18 protein-coding genes are annotated in these 22,390 nt (G+C 42.1%); 10 read left to right on the top strand and 8 right to left on the bottom strand.

Going from position 1 to position 22,390, the window contains the following annotated elements:
* Positions 1 to 5: 5 nt before the first annotated feature.
* Both MKO06_RS07985 and MKO06_RS07980 read right to left on the bottom strand, forming a co-directional pair.
* Positions 6 to 1,358, bottom strand: coding sequence for an amidohydrolase (locus tag MKO06_RS07985; protein ID WP_241551653.1), 1,353 nt, complete (start codon positions 1,356 to 1,358; stop codon positions 6 to 8).
* Positions 1,359 to 1,391: 33 nt separating this feature from the next.
* On the bottom strand, positions 1,392 to 3,059 hold the full coding sequence (locus tag MKO06_RS07980; RefSeq protein WP_241551652.1) for an amidohydrolase family protein: 1,668 nt from the start codon (positions 3,057 to 3,059) through the stop codon (positions 1,392 to 1,394).
* A gap of 216 nt (positions 3,060 to 3,275) precedes the next feature.
* Between MKO06_RS07980 and MKO06_RS07975 the strand changes: the two genes are divergently transcribed.
* Positions 3,276 to 4,538: an Nramp family divalent metal transporter gene (locus MKO06_RS07975; protein WP_241551651.1), complete on the top strand. Its 1,263-nt coding sequence runs from the start codon at positions 3,276 to 3,278 to the stop codon at positions 4,536 to 4,538.
* Positions 4,539 to 4,661: 123 nt separating this feature from the next.
* Here MKO06_RS07975 and MKO06_RS07970 read toward each other — a convergent pair whose 3' ends face one another.
* The 3 genes from MKO06_RS07970 to dnaK form a co-directional block, all read right to left on the bottom strand.
* The gene (locus MKO06_RS07970; RefSeq protein WP_241551650.1) at positions 4,662 to 6,788 is read right to left on the bottom strand and encodes a prolyl oligopeptidase family serine peptidase; all 2,127 of its coding nucleotides are present in this window, start codon (positions 6,786 to 6,788) and stop codon (positions 4,662 to 4,664) included.
* Positions 6,789 to 6,894: 106 nt separating this feature from the next.
* On the bottom strand, positions 6,895 to 7,644 hold the full coding sequence (locus MKO06_RS07965) for a LuxR C-terminal-related transcriptional regulator (protein WP_241551649.1): 750 nt from the start codon (positions 7,642 to 7,644) through the stop codon (positions 6,895 to 6,897).
* Positions 7,645 to 7,870: 226 nt separating this feature from the next.
* Entirely contained in the window at positions 7,871 to 9,796 is a 1,926-nt protein-coding gene (dnaK, locus tag MKO06_RS07960; protein WP_241551648.1) for a molecular chaperone DnaK, read from the bottom strand.
* A gap of 215 nt (positions 9,797 to 10,011) precedes the next feature.
* Between dnaK and MKO06_RS07955 the strand changes: the two genes are divergently transcribed.
* The 3 genes from MKO06_RS07955 to MKO06_RS07945 all read left to right on the top strand — a co-directional run bounded on the left by MKO06_RS07955 (position 10,012) and on the right by MKO06_RS07945 (position 13,289).
* Complete coding sequence (locus MKO06_RS07955; RefSeq protein ID WP_241551647.1) at positions 10,012 to 11,445, top strand: L-serine ammonia-lyase; 1,434 nt, start codon at positions 10,012 to 10,014, stop codon at positions 11,443 to 11,445.
* 10 nt (positions 11,446 to 11,455) lie between these two features.
* Complete coding sequence (locus MKO06_RS07950; protein WP_241551646.1) at positions 11,456 to 12,145, top strand: CPBP family glutamic-type intramembrane protease; 690 nt, start codon at positions 11,456 to 11,458, stop codon at positions 12,143 to 12,145.
* Between the two features lie 139 nt (positions 12,146 to 12,284).
* On the top strand, positions 12,285 to 13,289 hold the full coding sequence (locus MKO06_RS07945) for an alcohol dehydrogenase (RefSeq protein WP_241551645.1): 1,005 nt from the start codon (positions 12,285 to 12,287) through the stop codon (positions 13,287 to 13,289).
* A gap of 59 nt (positions 13,290 to 13,348) precedes the next feature.
* Here MKO06_RS07945 and MKO06_RS07940 read toward each other — a convergent pair whose 3' ends face one another.
* Complete coding sequence (locus tag MKO06_RS07940) at positions 13,349 to 13,795, bottom strand: nuclear transport factor 2 family protein (protein WP_241551644.1); 447 nt, start codon at positions 13,793 to 13,795, stop codon at positions 13,349 to 13,351.
* Positions 13,796 to 13,859: 64 nt separating this feature from the next.
* On the opposite strand from MKO06_RS07940, the gene panB reads away from it, so the two are divergent.
* Together panB and MKO06_RS07930 are read left to right on the top strand one after the other, a co-directional pair.
* The gene (panB, locus tag MKO06_RS07935) at positions 13,860 to 14,678 is read left to right on the top strand and encodes a 3-methyl-2-oxobutanoate hydroxymethyltransferase (protein ID WP_241551643.1); all 819 of its coding nucleotides are present in this window, start codon (positions 13,860 to 13,862) and stop codon (positions 14,676 to 14,678) included.
* Between the two features lie 91 nt (positions 14,679 to 14,769).
* Positions 14,770 to 15,471: an RluA family pseudouridine synthase gene (locus tag MKO06_RS07930; RefSeq protein ID WP_241551642.1), complete on the top strand. Its 702-nt coding sequence runs from the start codon at positions 14,770 to 14,772 to the stop codon at positions 15,469 to 15,471.
* Between the two features lie 4 nt (positions 15,472 to 15,475).
* On the opposite strand, the gene MKO06_RS07925 is transcribed toward MKO06_RS07930, so the two are convergent.
* A complete protein-coding gene (locus MKO06_RS07925; protein ID WP_241551641.1) occupies positions 15,476 to 16,351 on the bottom strand; it encodes a DMT family transporter in 876 nt (291 codons plus the stop codon).
* A gap of 11 nt (positions 16,352 to 16,362) precedes the next feature.
* Positions 16,363 to 17,907 carry a hypothetical protein gene (locus MKO06_RS07920; RefSeq protein ID WP_241551640.1) on the bottom strand — a complete coding sequence of 515 codons (1,545 nt, stop codon included), beginning with the start codon at positions 17,905 to 17,907 and terminating at the stop codon, positions 16,363 to 16,365.
* A gap of 148 nt (positions 17,908 to 18,055) precedes the next feature.
* Between MKO06_RS07920 and MKO06_RS07915 the strand changes: the two genes are divergently transcribed.
* The 4 genes from MKO06_RS07915 to leuB are packed head-to-tail and all read left to right on the top strand — an operon-like array spanning position 18,056 to position 22,359.
* The gene (locus MKO06_RS07915; RefSeq protein WP_241551639.1) at positions 18,056 to 19,228 is read left to right on the top strand and encodes a 2-isopropylmalate synthase; all 1,173 of its coding nucleotides are present in this window, start codon (positions 18,056 to 18,058) and stop codon (positions 19,226 to 19,228) included.
* A gap of 5 nt (positions 19,229 to 19,233) precedes the next feature.
* Positions 19,234 to 20,616 (top strand): 3-isopropylmalate dehydratase large subunit, encoded by a 1,383-nt coding sequence (leuC, locus tag MKO06_RS07910; protein ID WP_241551638.1) that lies wholly within the window; start codon positions 19,234 to 19,236, stop codon positions 20,614 to 20,616.
* Positions 20,616 to 21,239, top strand: coding sequence for a 3-isopropylmalate dehydratase small subunit (gene leuD / locus MKO06_RS07905; protein WP_241551637.1), 624 nt, complete (start codon positions 20,616 to 20,618; stop codon positions 21,237 to 21,239). Before leuC ends, leuD begins: the two co-directional genes overlap by 1 nt.
* A gap of 4 nt (positions 21,240 to 21,243) precedes the next feature.
* Positions 21,244 to 22,359, top strand: a complete 1,116-nt coding sequence (leuB, locus tag MKO06_RS07900) for a 3-isopropylmalate dehydrogenase (RefSeq protein ID WP_241551636.1) — start codon at positions 21,244 to 21,246, stop codon at positions 22,357 to 22,359.
* Positions 22,360 to 22,390: the final 31 nt, after the last annotated feature.

The raw sequence follows: 22,390 nt of genomic DNA, 5'->3' as shown, positions 1-22,390 counted from the left end.
TTCTTTTAGTTAGTTAAGAACCATTCAGCATTCGCCATGCATTTTTCATGTTCGGTCCTGCTTCTCATCACATCGATGTCTTCGCTTGGATCCACGTAAATACGCATATCGTCCTGGTCGTCGCTGATGTCGAAGTATTTCACTCCGTCTACGAAGGTCATTTGCGGAACCGCGTAAATAGAGAGCGGATGATTCTTGAAGATTACCACATCTCCATCCTTTCCAACTTCCAGAGAACCTACACGGTCATCAATTCCAAGCTGCTTGGCGGGATTCAGCGTGATCAGCTTTAATGCTTCATCATCGCTAAGATCACCATATTTCTGGGTCTTCGCCGCCTCGTGGTATAAATGCCTGATCAATTCACCACTATCTGAATTGATAGAAGTGGTTACTCCATTTTTAGTCAGAATTGCAGCGTTATAGGCCGTTGAATAATAAACCTCGAACTTGTAAGCCCACCAGTCGGCAAATACCGAAGCTCCTGCTCCGAATTCTGCCAGTTCAGGTGCTACTTTAAATCCTTCGTTCACATGCTGGAAAACCAGTTTTTCAACTCCGTAATCCTTAAACACATCCATTAACATCAGGATCTCATCGGCACGATACGAATGACAATGAACGATGATCTCTCCTCTAAGAATATCGGCAACCACCTCTTTCTGAAGATCATATTCAGGAGCCATTCCCTTATACCCTCTTTTGTTCTTATTGGCATTATATTCGTCCCAGCTTTCCATGTATTCTTTAGCTTCAGAAAAAGCTCTTCTGAATACCTGCTCCACTCCCATTCTGGTACGCGGAACGATATTGTTACCAGCTCCGTGAACGCGGGTTGGATTCTCACCCAAAGCGAATTTGATGGTTCTTGGAGCTCCTTCCATACGCAGGTCATCCATTTTCACCGTTCCCCATCTATGCTTGATGGTTTCATTCTGGCCACCGATGGCGTTAGCCGAACCGTGCATGGCATGAGAGATAGTTACCCCACCTGCAAGCGCACGATAAATGGAAACGTCAAACGGATCCAGCGCATCACCTACCCAAACCTGGGCGGTTACAGGACTGGTTGCCTCATTAACTGCATCCAGCGCAATATGCGAATGCGCATCGATGATCCCCGGCATTACATACTGCCCGGTAGCATCTACAACGGTGGCGTTCGATGAGGCCGAAAGATCGGTCCCAATTTTAGAGATCTTACCGTCTTTGATATACACATCGGTATTTTCCTTGGTGCCATCGGTAATCGTGATCACCGTGGCATTCTTGATCAATACTTCACCTTTTTTCGTTTGAGCCCAGATAGAGACCACAACGAACTGAAGTATCATTATAAAGATTAATTGTTTTTTCATTTCTTGAATGTTCTGTTTTTGAAATCTCCTGAATTATTTGCTTTTCGATGGAACCTTATTTCCTTCTACCGGGAAACTTTCACCGCTTCCGGCTATTTCCATAAAGCCTTCAAAGCTTTCGCCAGATATGGTTAGCGAAGTTTCGATATCCATATTCTGACTTTGATAGGTTACGCTAAAAGCGAAGGAAAGTACATCTTCAGAAATCCTGATATTTCTAAGGGATTTTTCCTCACCGGTTACGCTGTTGTAAATACTTCCTGAAAAATCTCCACCTTCATCTTTCAATATGGAAATAGTCCCGGTCATGGTTCCGGCAGGAGTATCAGCCTCGAAAGTCCATTCTCCGCTAACGATATCCATAACCTCTGCATCGGGCTTTTTAGATTCCTTAAGATCATATTCGTATAGTTTACCTTCGATCATCACGTACTTGATCTTGGCGTCCTTTTCGAAATAAGGTTTATTAGATACCAGAAGGTTTGCAAGCTTTCCTGCTTCTACTGTTCCAATGCTCTTTTCCATACCAGCCTGTTGTGCCGGAGTGGTAGTTAAAGCTTGGAGCGCTGCATCGGTGCTTAAACCGTTTTCAACGATCTTCTGAAGTTTTTTCTGAACATCCTGAGGTTTTACATCGATCCCGGAAAATGAAAATTGGATCCCGGCTGAGGCATAATCGGCCATTTGAGAGTAATATTTCTTCAGGAATTCCTGTTTTCTTTTTTCAAGCTGAGTTTTTTCTTCTGAATTTTTCTCAGTTTTGGCAGAATCTTTCTTCTTTTCATCCCAATCTGGCAGATCCAGGCTGAATTGCACTCTGGAATTACTCGATTTTACATCCTCTACCAGGTCCCAGCCTTCTTTTAATTCAGTTAAAACAAGGTCGAAACCTAGATCCTTTTTCAGAAGCATCGCACGCTGGGCGTCAAGCACCTCTTCGGCCTGAAAGAAAACAGGTATCTGTTTCTTTACAACCGGATAGAAGGCTTCAAGCGTTCTGTTTTTGGCAGGTCGTTTTCTGCCTGACGGATCTTCCTGAAAAGAATTGCTATAATTCATAGCCTGGTCGGCCTGCCTGTATAACTGTCGGTAATGAGCCATCACACCCAGGACAGTTGCAGGATACATACGTCTTGCACCATCAAAGGTGGAATAAAGACCGGTTTCGGCCTTCATAATTGGGTTGTCTGTATTCCCTCCTAACAGGATCAAAGATGTTGTTCCTGGAAGCATTCCTCCAGATGGAACAGTTTGAGCAACGGTGAAACCGGCCTCTCTCCAATCTGAAACCGACTTCTCACCCATCGTTAGGTATTGATAAACCTTTCTTTCGGGAGTTATTCCAGCAAGTTCGTTTGGTGGATTTCCTGGATCCTCGACTTTCGCATTCTGGGCTTCCTTATTTTCAGGCATTTTGATACCTGCATGAGAAAGGCCTAGAATAAATCCAGGATAGAGGTGCATACTGTCGGCTTTTACGATTCGGGCTCCGGGAGGAACCTTAACGTTTGCACCAACGGCTTCGATCAAACCATCCTTGACCAGCACCGTTCCTTTATCGATCTTTTTACCCGGTTCGGGAACGATCGTGACATTGGTTATAGCCACTGTCCCGGTCACAGGAGCCAGTTCCTTATCCTGTGCCAAACCGGAAAAATTAATAAATAACAAGAGCAAAAATGCCCAGGTAATTTTCTTCATGTTTAAGAATTTAAGAATTGAGTTGCTGAAGATAAAAGATTTTAGCCGATTGCTCAACCTAAAACCACTTCATATACAGATATTCTTGCAGGCCTTATTAATTAAAACATACTGTAGTTGATTGAGAATCTTTGAATAAATTATTTAATATGTTCAATTTTATAGTTATTTGAAGCTGAAAAATTAATTGATAAATAATCTTTTCCAGGAAAAAACATGAACCAGCCCACTTCGTCAAAAACCTCATTTTTAAAGAGCATTGGCCCCGGATTTTTGCTCGCCGGAGCAGCCATTGGAGTTTCTCACCTGGTGCAGGCCACACGCGCGGGAGCCGACTATGGCTTTCTTTTATGGTGGGTGCTGGTTTTAGCCTGTATCACAAAATATCCTTTCCTGGAATTCGGCCCAAGATACGCGGCAGCTACGGGAAATCACCTTATTACCGGCTATCGAAAACTGGGAAAATTCCCCTACTGGATCTTCATTTTGGTAACAGTAGGAAGTATGTTCATCATCCAGGCAGCCGTTACCATCGTTACCGCCGGGCTGGCAGAACAACTTTTCGGGATGGGATGGAACAACTTCCAGTGGAGCCTGGCCATTCTTGGAGTTTGCATCGCACTGCTTATGATAGGAAAATACCCTGCACTGGACCTTACCATGAAAATAATCGTTAGCCTGCTTGGCCTGGCAACTCTTACCGCAGTGTTGCTTGCGGTTGGAGAAGGCCGATTGGAAAACGCACTGGAGATAACGCCACCCGATGTTTGGAATAAAGCTGGGATCGCTTTCATTATTTCCTTTATGGGGTGGATGCCGATTCCATTGGATGCATCCGTATGGCATTCGATCTGGACCAGGGAAAAAGCCGAAGGCAACAAAAGACAAACCAGCCTCAAAGAGGCTTTTACCGATTTCAATGTTGGGTATTTCGCAGCAGCACTGATCGGGGTTCTGTTCTTTTTAATGGGTGCCATGATCATGTTTGGGAGCGGAGTGAGTTTTTCTGGAAACGGGGTGGAATTCTCCGCACAACTAATCGACCTATACGGAAAGACTTTGGGAAAATGGAGCAAACCCATCATCGCTATCGCCGCCTTTATAGCCATGTTCTCCACTACCCTGGCAGTAAGTGATGCATTTCCAAGGGTGATATCAGAACTTTTTGCCGAAAATAGGAAGGATCAGAAACCGGCACTAAAATGGCGAAATTACAGGATAAGTGTGATCATGATTCCTATGATCTCCCTAATCATACTTTATTCCTTTACGGCGTCCTTTACCGGGCTGGTAGATTTCGCAACCGCACTTTCCTTTTTGTCGGCTCCTATTCTGGCCTGGTTCAATTATAAGATCATTACCGGCAAACAGATGCCCGAAATGGCTAAACCCGGGAGAAGCTACCGGATTTTCTCAATTTCAAGCCTGGTGATCCTGGTTATTTTTAACCTGGTTTATCTGTATACTTTGATTCTTTAAACGTATTATATAATTCCAAGTACACAACAGATCTCCAACCTAGGTTTTCCAGGCTTCAGTTCAGGCTTAATCCAAACTATTAATTGAAAATATGGGATGTAAGCATGGACTTTATTGGCTAATTCATTCAGTTTTGTACTGAAATTCCGGGTGGCCTGCTTGCCATAAACCAAAAGAAAGGTTCCTTGCAAAATTCTTTTTAAAATCTTCATAAGTCGCCATTCCATGGCCCTGGGAAAAATCTACGGCAAATAGAACTGGCTTTTCTGAGGAGGTATAGTTCTGAAGTTTGGCAGCATATTTCCCTGGAACATAAGGTAAAATTCTAACATCATTATAACCCGCAAAAACTAAGGTGGCAGGATATTCAGTATCCTTTTTCAAATGGGTGAAACTGTTCATTGCCTTTACGATTTCGAACTCTTCGGGATCATTGACATCACCGAATTCAGGATTATTAACCTTTGCAGTGGGGAGCTCATTTTTATTCATCAGGCTTACGGCACCAACTTCGTTAATAACGGCTCCAAAAAGATCAGGTCTTTCATTCATAGCCATGCCTGCTGCAATTCCCCCTGCACTTGCTCCCAGGAGGATGATCTTATCGGCTGTGGTATAACCGGTGGAGATAAGATATTCAGCACTTGCAATCACATCTTTCCAGGTATTGTATTTCAATTCTTTTTGGCCGGCCTTATGCCATCCCTCACCAAGCTCTCCTCCACCCCGAACGTGAGGAAACGCGCATATAATATCAAGGTTAGTAATGGCCATTATCTGCGGAATGTAATCTGGACCATTGTTCTGGCCATAGGCTCCATAAACCATCATCAGGATGATATTATCTGAATTCTTTTCCATTTTGCTATGATGCAATAGCGACAACGGCACTTTCACATCGTCATGAGATGGCACCATCAATTCTTCAACCACCAGATTCTCTATTTCTGGAAGAGGTTTATGTTTAACCAATACTAAATCCCTGAAGGAATCGGTTTCATAATTATAGATAAATCTTCTTCCCGGGGTGGTCCATCCGGAAACCGAAATTTCGATCTCTTCTGAACCTTTTATCTTTATTACACCTATATTGGAAGCTGCAACCGGAAGTTCTATTTTTCTTACTTTTTGGGAAGCAAGATCTTTAAAATATAAATTGCTTTGAACACCGTTCTTTTTGATCACGTAGAAGATGCCTTTATCTGTGGAAGTATAGCTGGTGATATTGCCGTCTTCAGGTTCCGGAACGATTTCTTCGGCATTTTCAAATGTAGGATCATCCAGGGAAGACCTTAAAATCCTGAAATTAGGTGAATCCTTTCCGCTTTTAAAATAAATACCATTTTCAGTTACTTGCAAACCGCTTACTACATCATCGATTGAGTTCAATGCTTCCCAATTATCACCCCGCTTTAAAAAACTTTTATAATATCCAAGCGTGGTGTAAGCATTCGCAAGATAAAGACCCAGATCAGGATAATAGGTCACATGGGGACTTTCTTCCGGGCTTATTTGAAGTTCTGGAAATTTTTCAGCAGAGAAAAATAATTGATCTGTCTTTTCACCGTCTCTTATACTGCTATGGTATACTTCCCTGTTCAAAATTTCTTCCCCACGATTTTTGGTAACTAAATAGTTCTCTTCATCGATCCACGACAAAGGCTGAGTTGGAATATTATACAAAGTATCCCCTATAAATTTCCCTGATCTCAAATCGATGAATATTAATTCCCCTTTTTCCTCACCCGAATTGGGGTTGAGAATGATAGCCAGTTTAGTACCTTCTGGACTAGGGCTAATCCTTCGAATATGGTAACCTTTTTCCGGTTTATAGGTAAGTGGATCGAAAATCATTTCAGCATCCCTGCCCTCTAAAGCCTTCATAAAAGCTCTTTCAGGCCGGCCATCGGGTTCTAGCTGCTGATAAAAATAGCTGCCATTGTCTAACCTTATAAGATTTGACACAGAAGCCGACATGTTTTTTTCTATTTTGGCCATTTCCTCCAGAATACGGTCCTGACCTGTGATTTTATCCAATACGGATTTTGCATAATCGGCCTGGGCTTTATACCAGTTGGCAACCTCTGGGTCTTTATATTCTTCCAGGTAAGAATAGGGATCTACTACCTTATTCCCGGCAAACATCAAAGTATCTGGCCGTTCTTCAGTAGACGGAGGAGAAAAAGATTGCTGTGAAAAAACATTATGACCAATAAGGTAAATGACGGTGAATAATAGCCTGGCTTTCATAAGTATAGGATGTAATAGTTAAACAGGAAAAAAGCTGAGTAGGCAATTATTTAAAAGTAGAAGAAATTACCATAACAAACAATCCCTGAAATCAGGGAGTTTTAATTCATCTGCGGATGGAAAAATACCTGCTTAAAAGCGAAGCCGTATTCTTAACACCGAATTTTTGAAGGAGATTCTTTCGATGGCTTTCAACAGTATTAAAACTTATATCCATACGGCGGGAAATTTCTTTACTGCTAAGGCCCTGGGATAAGAAATCCAGGACTTCCTTTTCCCTGCTGGTTATTTCTCCAGCAGATCTAAGATTAGAAAAACGTTCACGATTTTCCCTAACGTAATTTTGTTTAAGACTGTTCAGAAGACCCTCTGAGGTCCTTGTAATTTCGTCAAATTTATTTTTCTCAATCTTCAACAGGTCTATATAAACACATGCTATCAATAAGGATTCAGGCTCTCCAACGCTAACATCGAGAATAGTACCGATAAATTTCACAGGTTTTACAGAACCGTCTGAAGTACGCAAAGCTCCATTCGCCTTTAAGATATTTTGCTTTTCGTAGTAGGTCTTATGTTTTTTTAATTCCTTGAGCTGTGCATTGAGTTCTGAGAAAATAGTTGAAATAACCTCAGAAGGAGTTATGGATTGAAGAAATACGACGCCATTGTTTCTGAAATTATAATAAGGATACCCAAGAATGCTTTCTACCTTCTCACTTATAAACATATAATCATAGTAAGATGTCCAGGAAATGGCAAGGAAGGAATTTTGAATTCCCTCCAGTTTCTCCAGGATCTTTTGAATTTCTTCCGGAGAATCTTCCGCCAAAACTTTAGAAACTTCCGTAGCGTTCATAGTATAACAAACTTGGTAGCTAACCTAAATTACTCTTTTTTTATGAATTCAATTTTAAATTTGTTTCTTTATGATCATAAAAAAGCCCCGCATTGCTGCGGGGCTTTTTCAATATCTATTAAGTTTCGATTTTGTGAAGATCCCTCGCGGTGCTCGGGATAAGCCCTTCGACTACGCTCAGGACAAGCTAATCACAACATTTTGCTTAGCAAAATGTGTTCACTGCTTACTTTACCTCTTCAAAATCTACATCTTCTACATCATCTCCACTCTTGGCGTCTCCACCTTCAGCTCCGGTTGCACCTTGTTGTGGTCCACCTGGCTGTCCGTTTGCTCCGCCCTGAGCTTCTGCCTGTGCTTTGTACATCTCTTCTGAAGCGGTTTTCCATGCTTCATTGATCTTGTCTAAAGCTGGCTGAATGGTTTCAACTTCTTTAGTTTCATAAGCTTTCTTAAGCTCTTCCAATGCATCTTCGATTGGCTTTTTCTTCTCATCAGAAAGTTTATCACCAAATTCTTTCAACTGCTTTTCAGTCTGGAAGATCATTGCATCAGCTTCATTCAGCTTATCAACTTTCTCTTTTGCTTTCTTATCAGCATCGGCATTTGCTTCAGCCTCTTTCTTCATTTTCTCGATCTCCTCTTCAGTCAATCCTGAAGATGCTTCGATACGAATGTCCTGAGACTTACCAGTTGCTTTATCTGTAGCGCTTACTTTAATGATACCATTGGCATCAATATCGAAAGTCACTTCAATTTGAGGAGTTCCTCTTGGCGCTGGTGGAATTCCGTCTAAGTGGAATCTACCAATTGTCTTGTTATCTGCCGCCATTGGACGCTCTCCCTGAAGCACGTGGATCTCAACAGATGGCTGATTATCAGCTGCAGTAGAGAAAGTTTGTGACTTCTTGGTTGGGATCGTAGTATTGGCTTCGATCAGTTTAGTGTTCACTCCTCCCATGGTTTCGATACCTAGAGAAAGTGGAGTAACGTCTAGAAGCAATACGTCTTTTACGTCTCCGGTAAGTACACCACCCTGGATAGCTGCACCAATTGCCACAACCTCATCTGGGTTTACACCTTTTGAAGGCTTCTTACCAAAGAATGCTTCAACTTCTTCCTGGATCTTAGGGATACGAGTAGAACCACCAACAAGGATCACCTCGTCGATATCAGATTTTGAAAGACCAGCATCGCTAAGCGCTTTCTTTACTGGCTCCATAGATCTTGTTACCAGATCTGCTGCTAATTGCTCAAATTTAGATCGGGTAATAGTCTCTACAAGGTGTTTTGGTCCGCTGGCAGTTGCAGTAACATATGGAAGGTTGATCTCTGTTTGAGAAGAAGATGATAATTCGATCTTCGCTTTCTCAGCAGCTTCCTTCAAACGCTGAAGTGCCATTGGATCTTTTCTTAGGTCGATATCTTCAGCTTTCTGGAAGTTATCGGCCAGGTAATCGATCAATACTTCATCAAAGTCATCACCACCAAGGTGGGTATCACCATTAGTAGATAGTACTTCAAATACACCATCACCTAGCTCAAGAATAGAAATATCGAAGGTACCACCACCAAGGTCATACACAGCGATCTTCTGATCCTGAGATTTTTTATCCAATCCGTAAGCCAATGCCGCAGCAGTAGGCTCATTGATAATTCTTCTTACTTTAAGACCTGCGATTTCACCAGCTTCTTTTGTTGCATGACGCTGAGAGTCATTAAAATATGCAGGCACGGTAATAACCGCTTCGGTAACATCCTGTCCCAGGTAATCTTCAGCAGTTTTCTTCATTTTCTGAAGTACCATAGCTGAAAGTTCCTGTGGAGTATAAAGACGACCATCAATTTCTACACGAGGAGTATCGTTATCACCTTTCTTAACGGTGTAAGGTACGCGGCTCGCTTCTCTTTCAGATTCAGAAAACTTGTTCCCCATAAATCTTTTGATGGAAGAAATGGTTTTCTGTGGGTTAGTTACTGCCTGACGTTTCGCAGGGTCACCAACCTTTATCTCGCCACCTTCTACGAATGCGATCACAGAAGGCGTAGTTCTTTTTCCTTCGGCATTAGGTATCACCGTTGGCTCATTACCCTCCATTACGGCAACGCAGGAGTTGGTGGTACCCAAGTCAATTCCAATTACTTTACTCATAACTATATAACTTGTTTTTTACGTTAGTCTTTTAATTTCACAGTCACTAAAAGTCAATCATTATGCCAGCACAAAACTTATGACAGACTGTCATTATTTTTCTCCATCCTGTCATTAGTATCTTAAATCCAACCTAATTCAGCAATATTATTTTCTCAATTTTTCATGGGCAGGATTAGCAATTCATTATTTTTGCGTTCAAATTCTTACTCTCAATGCGAAAAATAGAATGCATTAGCGTTTTTGATATGCTTAAGGTTGGCGTAGGCCCTTCCAGTTCTCATACCCTTGGCCCCTGGAGAGCCGCGCAAAGATGGATAGGTGAACTCAAGCAGAAGGGAAAATTTGAAGAAGTTGAAAGGATCCACGTTGATCTTTACGGTTCTTTAAGTCTTACCGGAAAAGGGCATGCGACCGATATTGCTACTGTTCTTGGTTTGTTAGGCCACGATCCAGTGACTATGGACATTTCTATTATTGAAGCTGAAATAGAGAGAATTAAGGAAATGGGGAAACTTAATTTCAATGGGGAACGTGAAATTGACTTCAGCATGGCCGAGGATGTCAAATTTAACCGAAAATTCCTTGAATTCCATCCTAACGGAATAACCTTTAGAGCGTGTCTTTATAATGGTAAAAAATCTTCCTCTTCATTTTATTCGATTGGTGGCGGATTCGTAGTTAAAAAAGAGCGTAAGAATGCCAGCAAGAAAATGAAGAATTTCCAGGAATTCCCTTTCCCGGTGGAAAAGGCAACTGAGCTGCTGGCTTATTGTAAAGCCGAAAATAAACCAATCTCTTCCATCGTCCTGGAAAATGAACGTTCCTTAAGAACCGATGAGCAGATCGAAGCCAATTTCAAACAGGTATGGGATGTCATGCTGGAATCGATGTATATTGGCTGTCATACCGAAGGTACACTTCCCGGCGGGCTCAATGTAAAACGCCGCGCCTTCGAAATGCATCAACGCCTGATTGGTGATACTGAATATTCAGGAGTCGAAGACTGGATCCCGGCCATTCGAAAGACCGAAGTGAAATTCCGCCAGATCCTTAAATGGGTAAGCTGTTTCGCCCTTAGTGTGAACGAAGTGAATGCTTCTCTGGGAAGAGTGGTTACCGCGCCAACCAATGGTAGTGCAGGAACCGTTCCCGCCGTGATGATGTATTATATGTGTATCGAAAACCACGATGCAACTTTCGAAGACCTGAAAAGATTCATGCTGGTTGCCGGAGAAATTGGAAGCCTTTTCAAAAAAGGAGCGACCATTTCTGCCGCAATGGGAGGTTGCCAGGCCGAAATTGGCGTATCTTCAGCCATGGCCGCAGGAGGTTTAACCGAATTGCTGGGCGGAACACCCGAGCAGGTTTTGATGGCCAGCGAGATCGCCATGGAGCATCATTTAGGTCTTACCTGTGATCCTATCGCCGGACTCGTTCAGGTTCCATGTATCGAAAGAAATGCCATGGGCGCCATCAAAGCGATCAATGCAGCAGAGATTGCCATGGAAAGCGATGCCAGTAAGGCGAAAGTTCCACTGGACAAGGTGATCGAAACCATGTGGGAAACGGCCAAGGATATGAATAAAAAATATAAGGAAACTTCAGAAGGTGGCCTTGCCGTGAAGGTAAGCCTTAGTGATTGCTAATTGAAAAAATTTGAATGTTCTAAGGGAGAATAACTTTAATCTGAAGCTGAAGAACCTTTTCAGGAATTTCATGCTGATGATCCTGTGTTATTTCATCTTCTTCTTTTTACTTGGGATTTTCAACCTTTTTGTTCTGGAGCTTGATCTTGATAAATATCAGCAGATCGAAATCCTCGAAATCCTGAATGAAAACCCCTGGAAATTTGCTTTCCTGGCCATTATTGCTGCACCTATAATTGAAGAAAGCGTTTTTCGCAGTCTGCTGAAACCATCCAAAAGCACGCTCCGAATCTTTATCTGTTCTATTCTCTATATGATTGGAATCGTAATTATTCCTGAAGAAGCGCATTGGAGCTTGCGATATTTGCTGCTTTTCGGTTCCATGGCTTTTCTATATTATGCCCTTGGAGAATTGATTGGTGAAAACTTATACCGAAAAATATGCTTCTATTTTCACCGGTATTATATGGCTATCTGGATAGGTGGAGCCATACTTTTCGGTTTTGTGCATATCTTCAACTATGTAGATAGCTTTCAGATGGACCTCGCGCTTTTCGTAATGATCTTCCCAAGGATCATTGCCGGTTATTTCTTCGGAAAGGTAAAACTTGAGAACAAAAACCTCATTTGGCCAATCTTACTTCATAGCATGAATAATTCCCTGGTCATCATCCTATTACTACCCTTCAACCTTTCCTAATTAACATTGTCTTAAAGCATTTTTGGACTTCCGTTTCGTAACTTCTGCCAACAATTAAAAGAATGAATGGTTCAGGTAAACTCTTCTGATCTAAAAAGATCTTCCTGTTCTATGATAACCAACTAAAAATATAGTAAAAATGAAAGCAGCAGTAATTGAAGAAGCAGGTGGTGATTTTATAATTAAAGACGTAGATAAACCAAGCCCTGCTGAAAATGAAATATTAATTAAGGTAGAGGCCTGCGGAATTTGCCACAGTGACAATTTTGTAAAAGCAGGTGGTTTCCCCGGACTGGAATATCCAAGGATCCCGGGCCACGAAGTAGTAGGAATAGTTGAAGAAGTAGGTAAAAATGTCTCCAACTGGAAAAAAGGTCAGCGAGTAGGTGTTGGCTGGCACGGAGGACATTGTTTTGAATGTGAGCCCTGCCGCAGAGGTGATTTTATTAACTGTGAGAATGGAAAGATCAGCGGTATTTCTTATGATGGTGGATACGCGGAGTTTATGACAGCTCCAAAAGAAGCGATCGCGGCTATTCCGGATGAACTTTCTTCTGCCGATGCCGCTCCCCTGCTTTGCGCCGGGATCACGGTTTACAATGCTTTACGAAATTCAGGAATTCGGGCCGGAGACCTGGTTGCCGTTCAGGGAATTGGTGGGCTAGGACATTTAGCGATACAGTATGCCAATAAAATGGGAATGAGGACCGTAGCCGTTTCTCACAGCAATGATAAAAAGGATCTGGCCACTAAACTGGGTGCACATCACTTTATCAATACCGGTGAAAAAGATGGCTCAGAAGAACTTCAAAAACTGGGAGGAGCCAAACTGATACTCGCTACTGCACCACACAGTGATGCGATTTCAGCAGTAGTTGACGGACTGGGAATCGACGGAAAATTGTTGATGGTTGCAGCTACTGGAGAACCAATAGAGGTTTCTCCAATGCAATTACTGATGGGAAGAAAGTCAGCCGCGGGTTGGCCAAGCGGTACAGCAATGGATTCTGAAGACACGCTTAATTTCAGCGCAATGACCGGCACAAAACCTATGATAGAAGAATTTCCGCTGGACAAGGCGAACGAAGCTTTTGAAAAAATGATGAATAATAAGGCAAGATTCAGAGTGGTGTTGAAACCTTAAGAATCCGAATACTAGCCTTTTGGACCGGAAGATCGAGTGATTGATCTTCCGGTTTTTATTTATTCTTTACAATCCTTCTTAGTTCGGGTATCGATAACATAAGTGATTTTCCAGGTATCATCGAATTGGACCATTTGAAAGCTATTCACCCCGCAATGACTAAGGTTTCCGTTAAAATAAAAGCTATAAGGTGTGGTTACGGTAGCAAGCACTCCGTTCTTTTCCACCCTGTATTCATGCAGAACTTCTTCAAATTCTGAATCGGCAGGGATAGATGCTATTCGTTCCAGGAATTGCGAATAATCCATAGAACTGAACTGCACCTTTCCCTGTTCATTTATAGAAGCCGTTTCCATCCTGGTTCCAGGTTGGGCATAGCTTTTAAGAGCCACCGTATCCTGGGCGTGAAAAGACCTAAAAAACTCCTTTACAAGACTTTCGGGTTCTGATTGGGCAAAAGCAGAAATATTAAGAAATATAAGACCTAATACGAATAGTTTTTTCATTTGTAGCTAGTTTTGAATGTGGCTCACGAATTTACTACTTTTACTCAAATTTAAATTATAGCCGATGTCTGTTGCTAAGAAAGAATACAAGCGTATCACCACCAAATCCCTGGTAGATATGAAAGCGAATGGTGAAAAGATCGCCATGCTTACTGCCTATGATTATTCCATGGCGAAAATTGTAGACGGTGCCGGGATCGATGTGATCCTGGTAGGTGATTCTGCCAGCAACGTGATGGCCGGCCATGAAACTACCCTTCCAATCACCCTGGACCAGATGATCTATCATGCCACCAGTGTGGTTAGAGCGATCACCAGATCCCTGGTAGTAGTTGACCTTCCTTTCGGAAGTTACCAGAGTGATCCAAAAGAAGCATTAAGATCGGCTATCAGGATCATGAAAGAAAGCGGTGCACATGCCGTAAAACTGGAAGGTGGAAAAGAAGTAAAGGATTCGATAAAACGAATTCTGCACGCCGGAATTCCGGTAATGGGACATTTAGGACTTACCCCTCAGTCCATCTATAAATTCGGAACATACACGGTAAGAGCCCGCGAGGAACAGGAAGCAGAAAAACTAAAAAGCGATGCCAAAATGCTCGAAAAAATGGGCTGTTTTGCGGTAGTACTTGAAAAAGTTCCTGCTGAACTGGCCAAAGAAGTCGCTGAAAGCATCAGTATTCCGGTAATAGGGATCGGTGCCGGAAAAGGAGTTGATGGCCAGGTGCTGGTTGTTCATGATATGCTTGGAATGACACACGAGTTCAATCCGCGTTTCCTAAGAAGATATGCCGATCTACATACCGAAATGACCAAAGCCTTTGAAAACTACCGGGATGATGTAAAAAGCCGGGATTTCCCTTCAGATAAGGAACAATACTAGCGAGGTACGAGGTTAAAAGTTCGAAGTACGAAGTTTGAAAGGGTTAAATTCAGAATTGAGAATTAAGGTCAATTCTAAAAACTTATCAATATTGGGTTCAGAAAAAACACTTTCCAATAAAGACAATCTGGAGGTTCTTTATGAAGACAACCACATCATCGTGGTTAATAAAAGACCGGGCGATATCGTTCAGGGTGACAAGACTGGCGACAAGCCTTTAAGCGAAGTGGTAAAATCTTTCCTCAAGGAAAAATACAACAAGCCAGGGAATGTGTACCTGGGTGTGGTTCACAGGCTGGACCGCCCTACCAGCGGGATCGTGCTGTTTTCAAAAACCTCTAAAGCCCTGCCACGGTTGAATAAATTATTCCAGAATAAAGATGCCCAGAAGACCTACTGGGCCGTAGTGAAAAATGAACCGCCCAAACAAAAAGACAGCCTAATTCATTTCCTAAAACGAAATCCAAAACAGAATAAATCTTACGCACATATAAAGGAAGTTCCGGATAGTAAGAAAGCCATCCTCCACTACGAACTCATCAAAAAACTGGATAATTATTACCTGTTTAAGATCGATCTGGAAACCGGCAGGCATCACCAGATAAGAAGTCAGCTTTCAGCGATTGGTTGCCCAATAAAAGGCGACCTGAAATATGGTTTTGACCGAAGTAATAAAGATGCGAGCATTCATTTACATGCACGAGAATTGAAATTTCAGCATCCGGTTAAAAATATACCGGTACATGTGATCGCGCCTCCCCCTTCAGATCCTATCTGGGACGCCTGCGTGTAAGTTTTCAGGCTTTATTATTCCTGATAGACAGCAGGCTTTCGATAATTACAGCACTGAGGATTAGTAACCCGCCAATGATAGTATTAAATCCCGGAATTTCATTCAGGAAGATCACTCCGAGGATAATTCCGTAAACTGGCTGAATACTACTCATGATACTGGCAGCGGTAATGCTGAAATTCCGGAAGCTTTTTAAAAATAAGGTATGTCCAATACAGGTTGTTAGCACTGCCAGCAGCAATAGAGGTTTCCAGTTATCAAGCACCAGGTCAAAATCACTGAAAAAAGTCGAAGGAAAAAGACAGATCGCCACTACCAGGATCTGGTAAAACATGAGCGCAGTTCCGTTATAGCGCTCTACTTCGCGTTTCATCAGCAAATTTCGAAACGAATAAAACACAGCCGAAGCGATCCCGAAAATGATCGCGATAAAATAATCGTTCTCCAAATCGAATTCCGGGCTTAGAAAATAAATACCAGCCAGTACCAGCAATCCCAGACCAATATGCACTTTATTGAATTTAATCTTAAAAAGGATAGGTTCTAAAAAAGCGGTGATCACCGGGTAGGTAAACAGGGATAAAAGCGCGATCGCTACGCTGCTGTATTGAAGGGAATAAAAATAAGTGATCCAGTGACCTCCCATCAGTATCCCACCCAGAATCATTTTTAAAAGATCCCTCTTATTATCGACTTTCAGTGAGATCTTCTGCCATTTGCAGAAAAAGTAAAAAACGATCACCGCCAGCACACAGCGATAAAAGATCGTAAAAACGGGATGCAGGCTAATATACCGGCCTAGTGCTCCCGAGGTGCTGATCAGCATCACGGCAAGGTTTAGCTGGAGGATATTGACTAGATGCTGGTTTTTCTGGGGCAAATCGCTTCAGTTTATCTCGATAAAGCTTCGCTTTTTTCTTTCATGATATCCTTAACAGGCCGGTTTTCGATCTTGCTCTCCAGCCAGGAAATAATATCCAGGTATAAAAATGCCCGTTTTTCGTAAGGATGATCTTCAAATTTCTTCAGTTTCGCATGCAGTTTTCTGAATTCGTCTTTAATATTCAGCGGCGAAACATCAGGCATATTCCTCAAAAACCGGATCATTTCTTTCTGAACCTCGTGCAGGTCATCCATCTTGATCAAAAACTTATAGGTAGACTTCACCAGGCTGTCCAGGTGATAATCCAGCCCCGCTTCATAATGAGCTACCAGGTTAAGGATACGCGCGAAACACATTAAATCTTCCCGCATTTCCAGCGATTTATTGGTGATGATCTTCTTAAGATACTCAATACACTTCTTGTTATCACCGTCCCCAAAATACAAACAACCTATCTTATAGTAGAACACCATGATATGATGTTCATCCAGTCTGCCGCGGAATTTATTGATCTTCTGAATGATCTTTTCCACCAGTTCTTCTGCATTGCCAAACTCGCCTTTCATAAACCTTAAATTCAGTTTATTAGAATACACATATAAAAAGGCTAGGGCCGAGATATTATCATCATGAGGAATGCGCGGATCCCGAAGCGAATCTTCAAGATGTTTCAAGGTCTCCTCAAAAAGCTCGATATGGCTTAGGTAAAAAAGCGATTCCAGCAAATAATGGTTCCCTTTTAAATACGAAACCGGGTGAATAGGGATCAGGTGCTTGTAATCCTTAAAGAGATCATTCCATTTTGAGGAATACCGGTAACAACCCAAAAAGTCCTGGATCAGGAAGCTGTACCATAAATGGGCTTTATAAAGCCACAGCTTTTCCCGGAAGCCTAATTCCGAAAAATCATATTCGGGCAACTGTTTCTGAAAGTAGTCTTTTATACCCTCAGCCTCTTCTTCAGTCCGGCAATAGCCCATCTTCAGGAAGATGGAATATAGTTCCAGGGACAGGTTGGAAAGTTTGCCCGAAACAACATTCAGTTTATTGAGTTCTTCAGTTTGTTTGATCAATGTTTCCGCACGGTTCTTAATACTACGGGTGATATATTGAGATTCGATGATCTTTTCCAGTTCCAGGATCTCGTAGGCCACATTCTTTTCCTCGTAAGTAAGAGCCGTGCTTTTCACCTTATCCAGGATCTTGAGGCTTTGTTTGTAAAGGCCTTTATGATAAAGAATATAGGCAAAATCAAGCTGTTCCCTGATCTGAACCGGAATATCCTGGTGCGCCGGATTCAGCCGAAGCGAGATCAAAAGCTGTTTATACAGGTGAGATTTCACATTGGATAATTGCAGCTTGGTGATCCTTGTACTTTTCAGGATCTCGGCTTCATTATATTTTTTCTGACGGGACATAACCTTGTATAAATTCAGAAATTTCGAATCTGAATTCACTCCTACCCTGCCTACATAAAGGGAAAATTGTCTTTTTTCTGAGGCTGAAAGGGATTTTATTAGAGAAAACAGGTTTTCGGTTAAGTCATTGGTCATTGTAAATCAATATTTTATAAACCACTATAAAACAAGAGGTTAAGAGCTTCATAATCCAAATTCAGTATCGTAACGCTTTTCATATTCCAGGGCTGAAAGCATTCTTATTCCGATACTTTAGATAAAGATATAGTAAAATAAATCTCATATGCGTACTGAAAAGGTAGAAATTTTTGACACTACGTTGAGGGACGGAGAACAGGTCCCCGGCTGCAAACTGAATACTGAACAAAAATTAAAAATTGCTGCTCGACTGGATGAACTGGGTGTTGATGTGATCGAGGCCGGTTTTCCGGTTTCTAGTCCTGGCGATTTCAAATCGGTTAGTGAGATTTCAAAACTCGTAAAAAATGCCACGGTTTGTGGCCTTACCCGCGCCGTGAAGAATGATATCAGGGTTGCTGCAGATGCACTGAAATATGCCAGAAAGCCAAGAATTCATACTGGAATTGGAACTTCCGATTCTCATATAAAATATAAATTCAAGGCCAGCAGGCCCGAGATCATCGAAAGAGCCGGTGAAGCCGTTGCCTACGCTAAAAGTTTTGTAGACGATGTTGAATTCTATGCTGAAGATGCCGGCAGAACCGACAATGAATTCCTTGCCAGGGTTTGTACGGAAGCTGTTAAGAACGGGGCAACCGTCTTGAATATTCCAGATACCACCGGTTATTGCCTTCCTGAGGAATACGGCAAAAAGATCAAATATCTTAAGGATAACGTGGTTGGGATCGAAAATGTGATCATTTCCTGCCATTGTCATAATGACCTTGGTTTAGCCACAGCTAATGCCATTGCCGGAGTTTCAAATGGAGCAAGGCAAATCGAATGTACCATTAACGGGATCGGCGAAAGAGCCGGAAACACTGCTTTGGAAGAAGTCGTCATGATCTTGAGGCAACATCCGTATTTGAATTTAAATACAGACATCAACCCACAGTTGTTATACGACACCAGTAAAATGGTCTCCAGGGAAATGGGCATGTTCGTCCAGCCCAATAAGGCGATCGTCGGTGCAAATGCCTTTGCACATAGTTCGGGCATTCACCAGGATGGCGTCATTAAGAACAGAGAAACATACGAAATCATAAATCCAGCCGATGTCGGGGTCACCGAGTCGGCTATTGTTTTAACTGCCCGTAGCGGAAGAGCTGCATTGGCCTATAAGGCGAAGAAAATGGGGTACAATCTAACCAAGTTGGAATTGGACTGTGTCTATACCGAATTCCTGAATTTCGCCGATGCTAAAAAAGAAGTGGCAGACCATGATATTCACACTATCATGGATATTTATAAAAAAAGTGCAAGAGCAATTGCTTAATGAATATGAATAAAACCTTATTTGACAAAATATGGGACTCCCATGTGGTGGAGAGCATTCCTAACGGACCAGATATTCTGTATATAGATAAGCACCTTATACATGAAGTGACGAGTCCGCAGGCATTTAATGAATTAAAAGAGAGAAATATTCCAATTTTTCGCCCCGAACAAATCGTTGCCACGGCCGATCATAATACACCCACAAAAGATCAGCACCTTCCGGTAAAAGATCTTTTGTCCCGAAAACAACTGAAGGAGCTGAGCCAGAACTGTGAAGAAAACAATATTACTTTATACGGACTCGGCCATCCCTACAATGGAATTGTCCATGTGATGGCTCCCGAGTTGGGTATCACTCAACCCGGGATGACCATCGTTTGCGGCGATAGCCACACCTCTACTCATGGTGCCTTTGGAACAATAGCTTTCGGAATTGGAACCAGCCAGGTAACCCAGGTTTTTGCGAGCCAGTGCCTTCTGGTTGAAAAACCGAAAAAATTGCGGGTGAATGTCAATGGAAAACTGAAAAAAGGAGTGCTCCCTAAGGATGTGATCCTTTATATCATCAGCAAACTCGGAACCAATTCAGGTACCGGTTATTTCTGCGAATACGCTGGGAATGTATTCGAGGAAATGTCTATGGAAGGTCGAATGACGGTTTGCAATATGAGCATCGAAATGGGTGCCCGTGGCGGACTAATTGCTCCCGATCAGACAACTATTGATTATGTGGAAGGAAGGGAATTCGCTCCCAAAGGAGCTGAATTTGAAAAAATGAGAGCTCACTGGGAAACTTTGAAAACCGACGAAGGAGCTGAATTTGACCAGGAATATTCTTTTGAAGCTGAAGATATCGAACCTATGATCACCTACGGAACCAATCCGGGAATGGGAATCAAATTGACAGGTTCAATTCCGGTAGAAGGCAATAAAAGCGACGCAAAAGCGCTGGCCTATATGAATTTCAAACCGGGGGAAACGCTACTTGAAAAACCTATCAACTATATTTTTATTGGAAGTTGTACCAACTCAAGAATAGAGGATTTCAGGGTAGCTGCATCTTATATTAAAGGCAAAAGGAAAGCTGATAATGTAAATGCGCTGATCGTTCCCGGGAGTCGACAGGTAGCAACGCAAATCAAAGAAGAAGGCCTGGATAAGGTTTTCGAAGAAGCAGGATTCACGCTAAGGCAACCGGGTTGTTCCGCCTGCCTGGCCATGAACGATGATAAAATTCCGGAAGGTGAATATTGTGTATCTACCAGTAATAGAAATTTTGAAGGTCGACAGGGCCCTGGTTCCAGGACTATCCTGGCGAGTCCGCTTACGGCCGCAGCTACAGCGATCTCCGGAAAAATTTCAGATTACACTCAAACATTGAACTGATGGAAAAATTTATAAAACTTACAGATACAGCCATACCCTTGGATGCCGAAAATGTGGATACCGACCAGATTATTCCGGCTCGTTTCCTGAAGGCTACCGACAAGGAAGGTTTTGGTGAAAACCTTTTCCGAGACTGGCGTTTTAATAAAAATGGAGAACCTAACGAAGATTTTGTTCTGAACCAGGATAGGTATTCAGGTTCTATTTTGATCGCCGGAAATAATTTTGGCTGTGGTTCCAGCCGGGAGCATGCCGCCTGGGCACTTAAAGCCTATGGATTCAAAGCGGTTGTTTCCAGTTATTTCGCTGATATTTTCAAAGGTAACGCTTTGAATAATGGGGTTTTACCAGTACAGGTAAGCCCTAATTTTCTGCATAAATTATTCACCGCAGTAGAAAAAGATCCGAATGAAAAGGTCACTATTGACCTGGAAGAACAGAAAATTAAATTAGAAAGTTCAGGACAGAACGAAAGTTTTGAGATCGATCCCTATAAAAAAACCTGCCTGCTGAATGGCTATGACGACATAGATTTCCTTACCAACAAGCTGGATGCTATTGAAGATTTTGAACAGAAAAGGTCCGAAAACCTGAATAGATTAGAAGAAACCCTACAAAACTAAAATTATGAAATTCAATATAGCCGTATTACCCGGAGACGGGATTGGGCCCGAAATAACTCAGCAGTCAGTTAAAGTGCTGAAAGCTGTTGCCGATAGATTTGATCACGAGTTCAATTTTGAAGAAGCTGTAGTGGGAGCTGCTGCAATCGATCAATTGGGGGATCCGTTGCCTGAATCCACACTCGAACTCTGTAAAAATTCTGACGCTGTGTTATTTGGTGCCATTGGAGATCCTAAATATGATAACGATCCATCGGCAAAGGTTAGACCGGAACAAGGTCTTTTGAGATTAAGAAAAGAGCTCGGACTTTTTGCCAATATCAGGCCGGTGAGGGCTTATGAAAGTCTGCTTCATAAATCCCCTCTAAAACCTGAAAATATTGAAGGAGCTGATATGGTGATCTTCCGGGAACTCACCGGTGGAATCTATTTTGGTAAAAAAAGCACTGCCGAAGATGGAAGATCGGCTTCAGATCTTTGCACCTATTCTGTAGAAGAAATAGAGCGGGTAGCTCACCTTGCTTTTAAAGCTGCTGAAGACCGAAGAAAAAAACTAACTCTTGTTGACAAGGCGAACGTTCTGGAAACTTCACGTTTATGGAGAAAAACGGTAACCGAAATAGCCAGGCAATATCCAGAGGTTAAGGTAGACTATCTTTTTGTGGATAACGCCGCAATGCAAATGATCTTGAATCCTAAACAATTTGACGTGATCCTTACTGAAAATATGTTCGGAGATATCATTTCAGATGAAGCCAGCGTGATTGGTGGAAGTATAGGATTACTGGAATCTGCTTCCGTAGGAACTAAAAATGCACTTTTTGAGCCTATTCATGGTTCCTATCCTCAGGCTGCCGGAAAGGGAATCGCAAACCCGGTGGCTTCAGTACTTTCAACTGCCATGTTGCTGGATCATTTAGGCCTTAAAAAGGAGGCAGAAACAGTTCGAATGGCAGTAGAGTTAAGTATAAAATTAAATGTTTGTACCAACGATATTAATACCGACAATCATTATTCTACCGAGAGAGTGGGAGATTTCCTGGAAAGTGTGATCAGCGATACTGAAGGTCATATTGTGAACAATGAAAATCTCAATCTTGGGCAGATGACCATAATTTAATTTTGCTTCATTTAAGTTTGAACCTCCTGAA

The organism is Christiangramia oceanisediminis, from assembly GCF_022570735.2.
Taxonomy (GTDB): Bacteria; Bacteroidota; Bacteroidia; order Flavobacteriales; family Flavobacteriaceae; genus Christiangramia; species Christiangramia oceanisediminis.
Note: the sequence above shows the minus strand (reverse complement) of the source record. Positions and strands in the feature narration are given on the sequence as shown.

Excerpts from the sequence above, each read along its gene's own strand:
- MKO06_RS07940 (WP_241551644.1), bottom strand. The coding sequence starts at position 13,795 with ATGAAAAAACTATTCGTATTAGGTCTTATATTTCTTAATATTTCTGCT.
- dnaK (WP_241551648.1), bottom strand. The coding sequence starts at position 9,796 with ATGAGTAAAGTAATTGGAATTGACTTGGGTACCACCAACTCCTGCGTT.
- MKO06_RS07915 (WP_241551639.1), top strand. The coding sequence starts at position 18,056 with ATGCGTACTGAAAAGGTAGAAATTTTTGACACTACGTTGAGGGACGGA.
- MKO06_RS07970 (WP_241551650.1), bottom strand. The coding sequence starts at position 6,788 with ATGAAAGCCAGGCTATTATTCACCGTCATTTACCTTATTGGTCATAAT.
- MKO06_RS07965 (WP_241551649.1), bottom strand. The coding sequence starts at position 7,644 with ATGAACGCTACGGAAGTTTCTAAAGTTTTGGCGGAAGATTCTCCGGAA.
- MKO06_RS07920 (WP_241551640.1), bottom strand. The coding sequence starts at position 17,907 with ATGACCAATGACTTAACCGAAAACCTGTTTTCTCTAATAAAATCCCTT.
- MKO06_RS07980 (WP_241551652.1), bottom strand. The coding sequence starts at position 3,059 with ATGAAGAAAATTACCTGGGCATTTTTGCTCTTGTTATTTATTAATTTT.
- panB (WP_241551643.1), top strand. The coding sequence starts at position 13,860 with ATGTCTGTTGCTAAGAAAGAATACAAGCGTATCACCACCAAATCCCTG.
- leuB (WP_241551636.1), top strand. The coding sequence starts at position 21,244 with ATGAAATTCAATATAGCCGTATTACCCGGAGACGGGATTGGGCCCGAA.
- leuC (WP_241551638.1), top strand. The coding sequence starts at position 19,234 with ATGAATAAAACCTTATTTGACAAAATATGGGACTCCCATGTGGTGGAG.
- MKO06_RS07975 (WP_241551651.1), top strand. The coding sequence starts at position 3,276 with ATGAACCAGCCCACTTCGTCAAAAACCTCATTTTTAAAGAGCATTGGC.
- MKO06_RS07955 (WP_241551647.1), top strand. The coding sequence starts at position 10,012 with ATGCGAAAAATAGAATGCATTAGCGTTTTTGATATGCTTAAGGTTGGC.
- MKO06_RS07985 (WP_241551653.1), bottom strand. The coding sequence starts at position 1,358 with ATGAAAAAACAATTAATCTTTATAATGATACTTCAGTTCGTTGTGGTC.
- leuD (WP_241551637.1), top strand. The coding sequence starts at position 20,616 with ATGGAAAAATTTATAAAACTTACAGATACAGCCATACCCTTGGATGCC.
- MKO06_RS07945 (WP_241551645.1), top strand. The coding sequence starts at position 12,285 with ATGAAAGCAGCAGTAATTGAAGAAGCAGGTGGTGATTTTATAATTAAA.